5 protein-coding genes and 1 CRISPR repeat array (1 of these 6 cut by a window edge) are annotated in these 14,248 nt (G+C 70.2%); of the genes, 2 read left to right on the top strand and 3 right to left on the bottom strand.

Going from position 1 to position 14,248, the window contains the following annotated elements:
• Nucleotides 1-4 precede the first annotated feature (4 nt).
• The 3 genes from cas1 to KF837_04235 all read right to left on the bottom strand — a co-directional run bounded on the left by cas1 (nucleotide 5) and on the right by KF837_04235 (nucleotide 7,988).
• Nucleotides 5-1,858: a CRISPR-associated endonuclease Cas1 gene (cas1, locus tag KF837_04245; GenBank protein MBX3226494.1), complete on the bottom strand. Its 1,854-nt coding sequence runs from the start codon at nucleotides 1,856-1,858 to the stop codon at nucleotides 5-7.
• Nucleotides 1,859-1,938: 80 nt separating this feature from the next.
• Complete coding sequence (locus KF837_04240) at nucleotides 1,939-5,241, bottom strand: UvrD-helicase domain-containing protein (GenBank protein MBX3226493.1); 3,303 nt, start codon at nucleotides 5,239-5,241, stop codon at nucleotides 1,939-1,941.
• Entirely contained in the window at nucleotides 5,238-7,988 is a 2,751-nt protein-coding gene (locus tag KF837_04235) for a PD-(D/E)XK nuclease family protein (protein ID MBX3226492.1), read from the bottom strand. Before KF837_04235 ends, KF837_04240 begins: the two co-directional genes overlap by 4 nt.
• 181 nt (nucleotides 7,989-8,169) lie before the next feature.
• Between KF837_04235 and KF837_04230 the strand changes: the two genes are divergently transcribed.
• Together KF837_04230 and KF837_04225 are read left to right on the top strand one after the other, a co-directional pair.
• On the top strand, nucleotides 8,170-9,534 hold the full coding sequence (locus KF837_04230) for a DEAD/DEAH box helicase family protein (protein ID MBX3226491.1): 1,365 nt from the start codon (nucleotides 8,170-8,172) through the stop codon (nucleotides 9,532-9,534).
• Nucleotides 9,506-10,672 (top strand): DUF790 family protein, encoded by a 1,167-nt coding sequence (locus tag KF837_04225; protein ID MBX3226490.1) that lies wholly within the window; start codon nucleotides 9,506-9,508, stop codon nucleotides 10,670-10,672. The genes KF837_04230 and KF837_04225 overlap by 29 nt, the downstream gene beginning before the upstream one ends.
• Before the next feature lie 296 nt (nucleotides 10,673-10,968).
• Nucleotides 10,969-14,248: direct repeats of the CRISPR family, unit length 36 nt; unit sequence CTCTCCGCCGATACCAATCGGCGGCTCCATTGAAGC; it runs 13,603 nt beyond the window's last position.

Raw genomic sequence — 14,248 nt, 5'->3', positions numbered from 1 at the left:
CTCCTCAGCGGGTCCGGAACTGCGGATAAGCGGATATCTCGCCTAACAAGAAGCGGCCGAGGAGCCGCGCCTGCACCTCGAGGACGCGCCGGTAGCTCACGCGATAACCGAATACCGGATGTGTCACGAGCTGGTCCATCCGCCGCTCGTAGGCGCCGAGGAAGCGGCGCCGGCCGTGCGGGCGCAGCGCCACGCCGGTGGTATGCGAGATGAAGTCGCTCTCGGTGATCACGCCGGTGTTGATCGCGGAGATGACGATCGAGTCGCTCAGGATCGGCCGAAACTCCTCCATCAGGTCGAGGGCGAGGGCGGGCCGGCCGAAGCGCGGCTGGTGATAGAACCCGAGGAGCGGATCGAGGCCGGCCGACGCGCAGACGTGGGCGAGCTCCTTCGTCAAGAGCGCATACGAGAGCGACAGGAGCGCGTTGACGGGATCGCGCGGAGGCCGCCGGTTGCGCCCGTCGAGGTCGAAGGCGGCGGCGCCCTCTCCCTTCAGCATTCCGGAGAAGGCGCCGAAATAGCTCCTCGCCGCGGTGCCCTCGATCCCGAGCAAGGACTCGAGCGCCTCGCATCGCTCCGCCTTCTTCGCGAGCTGCTCGAGCTCCCAGAGCACCACCTCCGAGACGGCGGCGTTGTTGCGCCGCAACATCGTCCTGGAGTTCCGGATCTTCGAGGCGATCACGCCGCGCGCGAGGCGGAGGCACGTGTCCGGCTCCGCCATCGCGCGGTGTTGCGCCATACGCAATTCGACGTTCTTCGACTCCACCCCCGTCGCGCGGCCGTAGAACCAGCCGCCGGTCGAGAGGAACGAGATCGAGAGCCCGCGCTCGAGGATGGCGCGCAGCGCCTGCGTGCTGATCTGCACGTTTCCGAAGAGGCTGACCTGCGAGACGTTCGGGAGCCGCGCGCGGACGTCTCCCTTCTTTCCCTTGATGACCAGCTCTTCCCCCGAAATACCGATCTTCGCCCCTTGCTCCTGGACGTAGAGCGGAAGCTCGTCGTCGCGGGCCGGCTGGAGCCGCCGCAGCTCGACGGGCGCGTCGTCCGCTTCGGGCGCTTCGTCCGCCGGCCAGAACTCCTCCATCGCCTCGGCTTCGGCCGGCGGCGCCGGCGGCGCGGGCTCGAGGCCGCGGAGCAGGTTCGTCTCGTCGGGGAGGCAGACGCCGACGAGCGAGCAGCCTTCGCAGCGACTGCTGTCGACGAGCGGCGGTGGGATGACCCCGCCCGCCGCCAGCTCGCGCGCGCGCCGAGCGGCCTCCATCGTCGTCGCGATCAGCGCGTCGTCGATCTCGATCCGCACGCGCCGCCGCGTGCGCGCGAAGTAGATCTCGCCGTGGTCGCATCGGTACCCGTGCTCACGCAGCAAGAGGACCTGCACGCAGACCTGCGCGCGCTCCGGCAAGTGCGCGCCCTCCGGGACGTCCGGCGCCGCTCCGCGCTTGTACTCGATCGGGACGACGGACGACGCGTCCGCCTCGACGACGTCGATCTTCGCGGTCAGCCCCAGCTCCTCGGAGGAGAGCCAGAGCGCGCGCGCCTCGTAGGGAGCCGGCTCCTCGGGCTCGTCTTCGTCGTCCGTCTCGTCGCGCTTCGGCGGCGGAGGGAGCGCGCCGCCGGGTCGATCGGCGCGGCGATGGACCGAGCGCCCGTCGACGGTAAACGCGTTGTCGACGAACTCCCCCTGCGACCACTCGAGGTACATGAGCCGCTCGCAGTAGAGCGCCTCGTTCACCATCCTCGCGGGGACGAGCGCCGGCGCCTCGACGATCACCGGCAGCCGGCGAGGGAGCGGCTTCGCGCGGACCTCGGGCGCTTCGTCGGAACGTCCGGAGACCTGCTCTTGCTCGCTCTCACCCATCGTCGTTCCCCTCGCCTGCGACAAACCGAGTCGCTACCTCTATCAGATCTACACGCTTCATGCAGTTCCGACGATTTTCGCTACTCGCGTGGCGCGCTCGTCCGCGGGAACGTGATCTCCACCGCGCCGCCGCCGACGGGGAGGTGGATCCACGTCGAGAGCACGGGCCTTCCGGTGCCGGCCAGGAGCAACGAGTAGGCGGCGAGCTGCGGAACGAAGGCGACGCACTTCGCGCGCCAGGCGGCCTCGTGCGGCGCGGGGAACGACTTGTGATCGACGAGCACGTAGCCCTCCTCCGTCTCCAGCAAGAGATCGATGATCCCGCTCAGCCAGCGCTCTCCGTGCTCGCTCGGGACCGGTCCCTCGATCGGGAGCTCGCGCCGCCACCGCGCGCCGGGCCACCTTCGATCGACCCACGCCCGCAGCGCGTCGCCCGCGACGAGGAGCGACTCCGCGCGGAGATGCGCCGCCATCCGCCAACCGTCGAGGAGCCGCGCCGCGCGCGTGAGCCGCTCCGCCGGAGCGAGGCCCGGGACGTCGGTCGCGAGGAAACCGTGCACGGCCTGGCCGAGGACGTCGTAGTCCCTCGTCGGTGCGTCGAGCGGGATCCCCCGCGCGAAGTGGTCAATCGCTCCGATGCGCGCCGCGCCGACGAGCGTCGCGTGCGCGGGCCAGCCGGTGACCTCGGCGGAGGGCGTGATGCGATATCCGGGACGCGCGGTGGTCGCGCCGCCGAGCGGTCGCGCGAACCAGCGCGGCGCGGGCGGCTCCGGGCGATCGCGCGGATCGCGGCGCGGGCCGAGCCCGAGGACGCGCGTGTCGACCCGCACCTCCGTCCCGCGCACCGCCGTCGTGGCGGTCGCGCCGTCGGCGGCCTCGAACGGCAAGTCGAGGAGCGCGTCTCCCTCCTCGTCCGCGAGGACGTCGAGCCACGCCGTCTTCGCCTTGTGCTTCGAGACGCGCGCGGCGAGGACGAGGTGATCGCGCGCCCGCGTGAAGCCGACGTAGAGGAGGCGCGCGCGCTCCTTGCGCTCACGGAGCGACACCGCTTGGCCTTCGGGTGACGCCTCGGCGCGATCGGCGAGCGGAGCGTTCTTCGTCGCGCCGAGCGGCCACGGCCAGTACCGGATCGATCGGTTCGCGAGCGGACGCTCCGGATCGAAGCCCGCTCCGGCCGCCTCCGGCGTCACCTCGAAGGCGTCGCGTCGCTCCGCGCGATCGAGGTTCGCGAGGACGACGACGGGCCACTCGAGCCCCTTCGACTTGTGGTACGTGCACACGACGATCGCGCCGTCGTCGCCGGGCACGTGCTGATCGTCGGAGGGGAGGACCTCGTCGCGCTGCAGCGTCGGCGTTCGGACGTCGTCGAAGTAGCGCAGGAGGCCGGCGACGGTCGCGGCCTCGCGCTCCTGCGCGCAGCGCTCCTCGTAGTCTTCGGCGATCGCGCGGAGGGCGTCGATGTTCGCGATCCGCTGGGTCGGATCGGGCCACCGCGCGCAGAGCCGGACGAGGTCGAGCGCTCCGATCGCCGCGTCGACGGCCTCGACCGGAGCGAGGACGGCGAGCCGCTCGCGCAACGGCTCGATCGCGGCGCGCCAGCCTTCCTCGCCGGGGTCTCCGGGGCCGACGGGGTCGACCCGACGAAGTCGCGCGGTGAGCCACGCGTCCGGATCGGCGCCCGCCCATCCCGTGAGCGCGTCGAGGACCGCGGCCGCGAGCTCGTCGTGGCGATCGAGCAGCCAGCGCAGCGCCGCGTCGAGGAGCGTGCCCTCCGGTGTGTCGAAGAGCCCCGCCCGCGCGATCGCGGCGCGGATGCCGCGGGCGTGGAGCGCGTCGGCGAGCATGCGCGACCAGTCGTTGGTCGCCGCGAGGACCGCGACGTCGCCGGCGCGGAGCGGGCGCATCGTGTTGGTCGCGCGATCGAGGACCGGCGTCTCGTGCGGCGCGTCGAGCAGACGACGCACGCCTTCGGCCACCGCCTCCGCGTCCTCCGCGGTGTTGCTCGTCTCGAGCCGCCAGAGGCCGAGCGGGGGAAGCCGGTCGTGCTCCGGGCGCCGCTCCCGCTTCGCCGTCGCCGCCACGTCCGGGCGGGCGAAGCCGTGCGGAGCGAGCGCCGCGCAGAAGAGCTCGGAGGAGAGCACGACGAGCTCCGGACGCGATCGGTAGTTGTGGATCAGCCGGTCCCGCGCGCCGCCGGTCTCCTCGACCCACGCCGCGACGGCGTCCATGAGCACCGGATCGGCGCCCGCATATTCGAAGATGCACTGCTTGCGATCGCCGACCCAGACCGAGCGCCGCGCGAGGGCGTGGAGGCGCAGGAACAAGGCGAGCTGGATCGGGCTCGTGTCCTGGAACTCGTCCACGACGACGAGGCGGAGGCGCCGCGCGAGCTCCGCCTCCACGCGCGGCTCTTCGACCAGCGTCAGCGCGCCGTCGAGCATGTCGACGTAGTCGACGACGCGCCGCTCCCGCTTCCAGTCCTGGTACGCGACGAGCCCCGCCCGCGCCGCCTCGAAGATGGCGCGCGTCATCGCGCGGAGATCGTCGTGGAGGCGCGGGTGCTCCATGTAGCGCTCGGCGGCGAGCCGGAGATCGGCGACGTGGACGTCGCACTTCTTCGACGGCGCGATCGTCGCCAGCTTCGCCCAGACCGACCAGCGGAGCGTACCGTCGCGGAGCCGCGTCTGCGCGTCCTCGACGAGCTGCATCGCGGTGGCCGTGTTCGATCGACCGTCGTCGCTCCGCCGGAGCGCCTGCCCGCTCACCTCCAGCTCCCGCGCCAGCGCGGCGTCGAGGACGGCGCCGTCGGCGACCGGCGGAGGCATGATCGCGAACAAGCTCGCGATCGATCGCTCCGCCATCTCGGGGAGCGCGTCGGGGTGGATCCGGTTCGCGCGCGCGAGGTCCATGATGTCGGCGCACGGCGAGACCCAGTCCGTGCGGCGCGCGCGGTGGTCGACGCCGAGCTCGAGCCGCGCGGCGAGCTCGTCGAGGTGCTGCCGTCGCGACTCGTCCAGCGTCCGCTCGAACGCCTGGCGGAGGAGCTTCGTCTCGTGTCCGGCGACGACGTCGACGTTGGGCGAGAGCCCCGCGTCGATCGCGAACTCCTGCAGGAGGCGGAGGGCGACGGCGTGCACCGTCCCGAGGTACGCGAGCGGGAGCCGCAGCGCCTCGGCGTGGGCGTTCCCGCGCGCGAGGGCGTGCCGGATGCGCGCCTCGAGCTCGGAGTGCGCCTTCCGCGTGAAGGTGACGGCGACGAGCGACTCGACGTCAATACGATTGACGCTATTATTGGAAACAGCGTTTATAACTTCTTGCGTGAGTCTAAATGTCTTGCCACTACCGGCGCTCGCGCCGACGATGGCGATCCCTTCGGCCCTCATTCGAAGGCGCTCCATTTTCGCCCGCAGATGGCGTCGTAATCGCAATAGCCGCACGCCGCGTCCGGCGCCGCGTCGAGGTGCCGCGCGCGCTCCCCCTCCTGGATCCCGAGCGCGTCGAGGAGCGGCCGCTTCGTCTTCGCCGCGGGCACGTGGACGACGCCGCCGGCGTGCGCGTCCAGCACCGCGCGCGCCGTCGCCTCGACGCGGCGCCAGGTCTCGTCCAGCGAAGGCCCCGCGAGCAACCGCGGCGCGTGCATGCGCGGATCGGTCGTCAGGACGGCGCCCGACGCGCACGCGAAATACCCGGCCGGAGCCGGTCCGCGCGACGCCGGGCTCGTCTCCGCCACCGCCCGCGCGTAGACGGCGAGCTGCACGGCGTGGCCCTTCTCGAGGGCGTCACGGTACGCGCTCGCGCCCCACTTCACGTCGAGGACGACCGCCGTCCCCTCCGCGTCGACGAGCCTCAGATCGAGGCGTCCGTGGAGCGGCCCGATCGCGGACGCGGTCGCGATCTCCTCCTCCACCGCGGCGATGAGGAGGCCGCTCTGCGCCAGGTAACGATGGAGCGCGCGCACCGACTCGAGGATCTGTCGCGTGAGCTGGAGTCGTTCGATCGCCGCGCCCGGCAAGAGCAACGTCGCCCCCTCCGCCGCGACGAGCCGCTCGAACCGCTCCCTCGCGCGCGCGAGGAAGGTCGCCTCGTCGCAGGTGAAGGCGCCCTCGAGGTGCAGCTCTTCGACGAGGCGATGCGCGAGTCCGCCGTTCAGGAGGCTGCCGCGCGCGACCTTGGACATCGCGCCCGACCGGAGGCCGGCGCGCTGCTCGAGGACCCACGCGAGCGGACATGTCGCGATGCGCTCGAGCGCGGTGACGGAGACGGAGGCCGGCGACGCGGTGGCCGGCGGCGCGGAGGTGGGCGCGCGCAGCACCTCGGGCGGGAGGCGCCACGCTGCACGTCCGGGCGGGAGCGCGAGCGGCGCGATCGCCCTCACCTCGACGCGCGGCATCCCGCGCTCGCGGATGTCGGTCGCCTCCCGCGTCAAGCGCGCCGCGGATCCCTCGTCGAGCGAGAGCCGCGCGCGGATCTCGTCCCACAGTGGATGTGTCGTCGTCGCGGTGCCGCGAATCGATCGCGGCACGACGAGCACGAGGCTCTCCCGCGCGGCGAGGACCGCGCCGCGCCAGGCGCCGGCCTCTGCCTCGAGGAGCGCGGCGGGATCGACGATCTCGACGCCCGCGGCGGCGATGGCGGCTTGCTCTTCGTGCGTCCACGGACATCGCGGAGGCCTCCGCTCGACGCCGCCGACGAAGCCCCAGAGGATCACGCGATCGCGCTCGCCGAGGATCGATCCCGGATGGATGACGTGCGCGACGCGTCCGGCGTCCTCGATCGACAGCTCGTGCTGCTGCTCGATCCGTCCGAAGCGATCGAAGAGCTGCCGCACGTGCTCGCGCGTGAACGCCGGCCGCGGATCGGCGGCCACCGCCGCGGCGAACGTCGTCGCCTGCGCGTGCGCGAGGAGGAAGGCGTCCCCGGCGCCGGCCTGGACGCGGCTCCGATGCCAGCGTCGCACGCGCTCGATCACGGCGAGGAGCTGCTCGCGTGGAATGCCGGTCGGGGGCGCGCCCGGCGTCTCGAGCCACTCCGCCACCTGGCGCAAGCGCTCATCGACGCGTTCCCGCGCGAGCCGCTCCACCTCGTCGTCGCCGCGTCCGGTCTCGCGCTCGCGGCGCGCGTGCTCCTCATGGAGGTGCCGCGCGGCCTCCCGCTTCTGGCGGAGCCACTCCTTGCCTCCGGTGCCGGGCTGACGTGCGACCGCGCGCGCGAGCCGAGCGCCGAGCAGACCGCGGAAGGGACCGAGCGGGAGCGTCAGGAGCTCGAGGACGCGGTACGGATCCCGCGGCTCGAACGCGATCTCGAGGGCGAGCGCGAGCACCTGCAGCGCAGGCCGCCACACGCTCTCGCGCATCTTCCCTTGCGCCGGCGAGCCGTGCGCGCGGAGCGCGACGTCGAGGGTCTCTCCTTCGCAGCACCGGACGACGACGGCGGGCCTCGCGTCGGACGCGACGAGCATCGCCGTGATCTCGGCGAGGTCCGCGAGCGTGTCGCCGCGCAACACGAGGACGGAGCCATCGCCCCGCGCCTGCTCGACCGCCTCGCCGGCGAGGCTCCGCTGCAATCGCCCGAGGTCCGTGTCGCGCGCCGCCCTCGCGCCGAACGACGGCGCCTCCGTCGCGACGCGCGTCCCGCGTCGCTCGAGGAGCTCGAAGATCCTCCGCCATCGGCCCGGCCACAGCGACGCCGGCTCGAGGAGCGAGAGCGACTCGTAGATCGTGTCTGGTTGCTGCGCGAGCGCGCGTTCGACCTCGGCGACCCGATGAGGCTGCTCCGCGTGCCGCTCCAGCGCCGCGAGCGCGTCGAGGCGAGGCCCACCGCCGGGGATGGCCTCGCCGTTCCATCCGGCTTCCACGAGGTCGTCGCGCCATTCGAGGAGACGCGCCGCGGTCCCCAGCTCATCGAGCGCGAACGATCGCGCATAGAACGCATCGCCGTCGGCGAGCGACCGAACACGCGCGACCCAAGCAGGAATGCGAACGCTCGCCTCCTCTTCTAGTGGTGCGATTCCGAGCCGAAGCTCGAGGTCACGCAGCAACGCCGGCGGCCCCCACGCCGGAGCACCGAGCCGCGGCCCCGTTCCGGCCACGACGACCGGCCCACCAAGCGAGAGCCCGACCACCGGACGCACGCCCCCAGCAGAGCACGCCCTCACCCCCAGCAACATCACCCCTAGGGCGTACGCGACATCCGGCGTCGCAGAGCTGGCCCCTGGCCTGGCCCCGGCCTGGCCCGGCCATAGGGTCACGACCGCCAACTGCCGAGGATCGTTGGCGCCACGTGCAGGCACGACGTGTGCTCGACACGCCGGCATGAGGCGGCTGCGTTTCGACAGAGGGACGCTGGATCTCGGCGACGCCGAAGGGCTCCCGACCGGCGTATGGGACTCTCGCTCCGATTCCCACCGAACGGCCGCGCTGCATTTCGCGGAGATCGCGGCGCACGCCGACGCAGCAGGAATCACGCTCGAGCGAGATCTCCGCACGGAGTGGGAGCGGCGGCCACGCGACGTGAGCTCGCTCGAGCTCCGGCACTACCAGGCCCAAGCGCTCGCCTGCTGGAATGCCGCCGGAAGACGCGGAGTCGTCGTATTACCGACCGGCGGAGGGAAGACCCGCGTCGCCGTCGCGGCGATGTTCGAGACCGGCCTCCCCACCGCGGTGCTGTGTCCGACGAGGGTGCTCGCGAATGCGTGGCTCACGGAGTTGGAGAGTCGATTCGCCGGAGAGCGTATCGGCATCGTCGGCGACGGCCGCCGTCGGATCGAGCGGACGACGGTGCTGACCTTCGAAAGCGCATTTCGCCATATGGACGTGTTGGGCGATCGATTCGGGCTCCTCGTCGTCGACGAGGTCCACCATTTCGCCGGTGGTGCCCGCGTCGAGGCGCTCGAGTCCTCGGCGGCGGTCGCGCGCCTCGGGCTCACCGCCACCGCTCCCGATCCGACCTCGGACGGCGAGGCTCGCCTTCGATCCCTCGTCGGCCCCGTCGTCTACGAGATCGGCTACGCGGACCTCGTCGGCACGCACCTCGCGCCCGTCACGGTCGTGCGGATCCCGGTGCGCCTCGACGCCGACGAGCGCGCCGAGTACGACGCGCGCACCCGCGCCTTCTCGGAGATGCGGCGGACGTTCGTGCGCCTCTACCCAGGCGCGGACATCGCGACGCTCCTGCGCGGCCTCGCGCGATCGCCGGAGGGCCTTCGCGCCCTGCGTGACCGCGCCCGTGCGGTCGCGATCGCGTCCTTCCCTCGGGCGAAGCGCGCGCTCGTCCGCACGTTGTTGAAGCGTCACGCCGCGGACCGGACGATCGTGTTCATGGCGCTCGCCGAGAACGCCTACACCGCCGCGCGCGACAACCTGATCCCGGTCATCACCGGCGAGACGGCCGCTCCCGAGCGGCGGGAGGTCCTCCAAGCTTTCCGCGAAGGAAAGCTGCGCGCCATCGCGTCCGCGCGCGTCCTGAACGAAGGCGTCGACGTACCGGATGCGCGGGTCGCCATCCTCGTCGCCGGCGCCCTCGGAGCTCGCGAGTACGTACAGCGAATCGGGCGAGTGCTCAGGCCGGCTCCGGACAAGCACGCCGTCGTCTATGAGCTGATCACCACCGACACCACCGACGCGCGCCAGTCGCGCCTGCGAGCGAAACATGCTCCCCCTCCGTCTCCTCGAGGTTGATCGAACTCCCGACGGCCGCGTCGTTCCGCGATGGCTCACGTCGCGTGACGAGCCGTGGCTGCGTGAGCTCGTCGCAGAGATGCGAGCCGCGCACGACCGCAGCGTCGCCCACGTCGACGAGCGCATCATCGAGGTCGTCGCCGCGGTCGCGCGACGACACGGCGCGAGCCGCAAGCTCGCTGCTGCAGCGTGGGCCGTCGAGCGCAGTCGCTGGAAGACGCGCGTCGACGCGCCGGTCGCGCCGGCGGTCATTCGTCGATCCCTCTTCCCACTCGCGGCCGAGCGCGATCGGGAGGAGGCGCTCGCGACGACCGCGTCGGAGCTCGGAATCGAGGCAGGCCGCATCGAGGAGTGGCTCTTCGCCGATCGCCCGCGCGCGCGCCTCTTGGTCGCCCCCGCCACGCCGCCGACGACGGCGGACCTCGCCGAGCGATACAACCTGGCCGTCGTTCAATCGCTTCTCTGTCGCGCGACGAACCTACGCGCATCCGTGCGTTCGAACGTCCGGCGAGTCGTCAGCTACGCGAAGCTCATCGGCCTCATGCTCTCGTTCGAGGAGGGCCCGAGTACCAACGGCGGCGTGGAGATGACCTTGTCCGGGCCGCTCGCGCTCTTCCACGACACTGTGAAGTATGGCCGGGCGCTCGCCCGCTGGTTGCCCGCCTTGGTCGCGACGCAGGGATGGTCGATGACCGCCCGCGTCCTCGTCGGCGGCGACGGGCTGCGCTTCGATCTCGACGCAGGCGCTCCCATCCCGCGCACGTACGCGATGCCGAGGGAGCATGACAGCAAGCTGGAGGCGAACCTGGACAAGGACCTACGCCGACTCGACTCGCCGTGGCGCATCGAGCGCGAGCCAGCGGTCATCCGCGCGAACGGAGGCCGCCTTCTTTTCCCAGACTTCGCGCTGACGTCGGACCGAGGACGTGTGCTCGTCGAGGTCGTCGGCTACTGGACCCCCGACTACCTGGCGAGCAAGCTAGCGCTCCTCGACTCGGCGCGTGCTCCCATCGTGCTCTGCATCGACCAGCGTCACGTGCACGAGCCGTTCCGCTCCGACCCACGCGTCCTCCTCTTTTCGAGGCGCGTCGACGCCGCCGCCCTCCTCCTCACGTGCGAGCGCCTACTACACACCTGAGCCGGACGCGCGCGCCCGACAAGCGACACCACTTGTCACGTGCAAAGACGCACCGTCCGAGAGTCCTGGACGACCACACGCCCCGCCTTCATGATGCTCTCCGAGAGCGCGAGCACCGAAGTGACGCCCTCACACCGCGGCCCACTCGCAATCCCCCCAGCTCCTTGAAAATCTTAGAATCGCCAGCCCACCCCCCGCACCTCATCACCCGCACCCCCGCCACCAAGCCCCCCTCCAACCCGCCCCTCGCAACCCAACCCCCAACCCCTCGTAACAACTCCAAGCGTGCTAGACAGCTCTCCGCCGATACCAATCGGCGGCTCCATTGAAGCCCCTTTGCTGGGCAACGGCATCACCGTGCTCGCACCTGCTCTCCGCCGATACCAATCGGCGGCTCCATTGAAGCCCGAGGGGACGCGCGACGCGGTCCTCGCGGAGCTCGATCCTCTCCGCCGATACCAATCGGCGGCTCCATTGAAGCCCAGCGCACGGGAGGGGGAGCTGCGCCGCGAGGCGCGGCTCTCCGCCGATACCAATCGGCGGCTCCATTGAAGCAGCATGAGCCAGGTCAGGTTCGGCCCCACGACATCCGGCTCTCCGCCGATACCAATCGGCGGCTCCATTGAAGCTGGACGTGCGGGTGGCAGCGGCCCTGCGCGTCGTTCCTCTCCGCCGATACCAATCGGCGGCTCCATTGAAGCTTCTTCGACGGCTTCTTGTTGCAGCTCGACTCGCTCGCCTCTCCGCCGATACCAATCGGCGGCTCCATTGAAGCGACCTCGCGGAGGTCGTGTCGCCGAGCTGGTCGCTCGCTCTCCGCCGATACCAATCGGCGGCTCCATTGAAGCCCGTGGTCCGGGCAGACGGCGCCACCCGCGAGCGGCCTCTCCGCCGATACCAATCGGCGGCTCCATTGAAGCGATCACGCATGCCCGAAGGACGTCGTAGGAACTCACGCTCTCCGCCGATACCAATCGGCGGCTCCATTGAAGCTCCGCGCCCACGTCTGTCTCGTGGCAGGCCATCATCGCTCTCCGCCGATACCAATCGGCGGCTCCATTGAAGCCAGGGCGCCGCCGGAAGCGTCGGCGACATCATCGCGACTCTCCGCCGATACCAATCGGCGGCTCCATTGAAGCCACTGGTCGGCGCCGCCGAGCGTCGTGGTCTGTCCGCCTCTCCGCCGATACCAATCGGCGGCTCCATTGAAGCACGTGCCAGTCGAGGACGGCAAGGACGGTCGGCGGAAGCTCTCCGCCGATACCAATCGGCGGCTCCATTGAAGCGTGTTCCCCGAGTACTGCCAGAGCGCGATCTGCTTGAACTCTCCGCCGATACCAATCGGCGGCTCCATTGAAGCCACTCCGGGCAATGCAGGACCATCGGAATCGGGCCGACCTCTCCGCCGATACCAATCGGCGGCTCCATTGAAGCACGTGCAACATCGCACGTGGTCAGCGCGCCAAGACGCCTCTCCGCCGATACCAATCGGCGGCTCCATTGAAGCACCGAGCCGGACAGCGCGTTGCCACCGATGGTGATGTCTCTCCGCCGATACCAATCGGCGGCTCCATTGAAGCGACAACGCCTCGGTCGACGTCGGGACCTTCTTCCCGAGCCTCTCCGCCGATACCAATCGGCGGCTCCATTGAAGCGAGAGCGGGCGGCGCTACGTCCTCGCGCAGACGGCGTCTCTCCGCCGATACCAATCGGCGGCTCCATTGAAGCGACGACGACGCCGAGCGGAGGCTGATCCTCGAGTGCTCTCCGCCGATACCAATCGGCGGCTCCATTGAAGCGTCTGGGACTACGTCACGGACGCGTGCGGCGCGGTCGGCTCTCCGCCGATACCAATCGGCGGCTCCATTGAAGCGCGTCGCTCGCGTTCCACTCGAGCTTCGTCTCCACGTCTCTCCGCCGATACCAATCGGCGGCTCCATTGAAGCTCCGCGTCGCGAAAGAAGTCGGAGCGCGACGCTTTGCCTCTCCGCCGATACCAATCGGCGGCTCCATTGAAGCGTCTTTTTCGCTGCCATGACTCCTCTTTCTTCGGTTGCTCTCCGCCGATACCAATCGGCGGCTCCATTGAAGCGGCCAAGAGCTTTTGGGCGATCGAGTCTGGACACTTGACTCTCCGCCGATACCAATCGGCGGCTCCATTGAAGCGAGGTGGACCGTCACGCGATCCTTGCGCTGGATCGCGGCTCTCCGCCGATACCAATCGGCGGCTCCATTGAAGCTCGTCGAGTCGCTCCAAGCACCGGGCCTTGAACGCCTCTCTCCGCCGATACCAATCGGCGGCTCCATTGAAGCGCGAGCTCGCCGGTCTCGGGGTGCGGGACGACCTGATCCTCTCCGCCGATACCAATCGGCGGCTCCATTGAAGCGACGGCAAGCGTCCGCCCGGGCTCTCGTGGCCGACCGCTCTCCGCCGATACCAATCGGCGGCTCCATTGAAGCGGGGCTTACCTCAAGGCGAGAAGGCGTAGAGGTGTCCTCTCCGCCGATACCAATCGGCGGCTCCATTGAAGCTGTCGCCTGGACCTGTTGGACGAAGGCGCGGTCTGCCGCTCTCCGCCGATACCAATCGGCGGCTCCATTGAAGCGTGAAGGTCGGTCTCTCCGACGACCACAAGGTCGTCGCCTCTCCGCCGATACCAATCGGCGGCTCCATTGAAGCGGACTGGTTCGCGACGTACGACAAGCGCGATCGTCTCCTCTCCGCCGATACCAATCGGCGGCTCCATTGAAGCTGGCGGGCGGCCATCAGAGCCTCACCGGCATGATGACCTCTCCGCCGATACCAATCGGCGGCTCCATTGAAGCCGAGCGGCGCGCAACGCGCTCACCGCCGCCTTGCGCGTCTCTCCGCCGATACCAATCGGCGGCTCCATTGAAGCGGCTTCGCGTCGAGGGACCATTCCCGATCCTCAGTGGGGCTCTCCGCCGATACCAATCGGCGGCTCCATTGAAGCTCACGCATCCGCAACGATCGAGAGCGTTGCGCACCCGTCTCTCCGCCGATACCAATCGGCGGCTCCATTGAAGCACGAGACGCCGCCACCACTGATCCTTCTGGCGGCGCGCCTCTCCGCCGATACCAATCGGCGGCTCCATTGAAGCGGCCAGCTCTCGCCGAACGCGCCGCTTGGTGCCGCGGCTCTCCGCCGATACCAATCGGCGGCTCCATTGAAGCCCGTCCTCGATGATGTAGAGCGGCTGGATCGTGTACTCTCTCCGCCGATACCAATCGGCGGCTCCATTGAAGCGTCGAGAGACGCATCTCGACCTCTCTCGCCTTGCCGCTCTCCGCCGATACCAATCGGCGGCTCCATTGAAGCGATTCCGTGTTTCGCGAGCCATCCGAGAATGAGCATCCCTCTCCGCCGATACCAATCGGCGGCTCCATTGAAGCGGGCGAGCCGTTGTCGTGTGGGTACGCATGGGGGTCCCTCTCCGCCGATACCAATCGGCGGCTCCATTGAAGCTACACGCCCACCAACGCGGCCAACCCGACCCCGGGCCCTCTCCGCCGATACCAATCGGCGGCTCCATTGAAGCGTCGCGAACGGGGTC

Origin of the sequence: Labilithrix sp., from assembly GCA_019637155.1 — a bacterium.
GTDB lineage: Bacteria > Myxococcota_A > Polyangia > Polyangiales > Polyangiaceae > Labilithrix.
This window is presented reverse-complemented; position numbering and strand designations above follow the sequence as displayed.

What these genes read in the sequence shown, in the direction of transcription:
- cas1 (MBX3226494.1), bottom strand. Translation starts at nt 1,858, where the DNA reads ATGGGTGAGAGCGAGCAAGAGCAGGTCTCCGGACGTTCCGACGAAGCG.
- KF837_04240 (MBX3226493.1), bottom strand. Translation starts at nt 5,241, where the DNA reads ATGAGGGCCGAAGGGATCGCCATCGTCGGCGCGAGCGCCGGTAGTGGC.
- KF837_04230 (MBX3226491.1), top strand. Translation starts at nt 8,170, where the DNA reads ATGAGGCGGCTGCGTTTCGACAGAGGGACGCTGGATCTCGGCGACGCC.
- KF837_04225 (MBX3226490.1), top strand. Translation starts at nt 9,506, where the DNA reads ATGCTCCCCCTCCGTCTCCTCGAGGTTGATCGAACTCCCGACGGCCGC.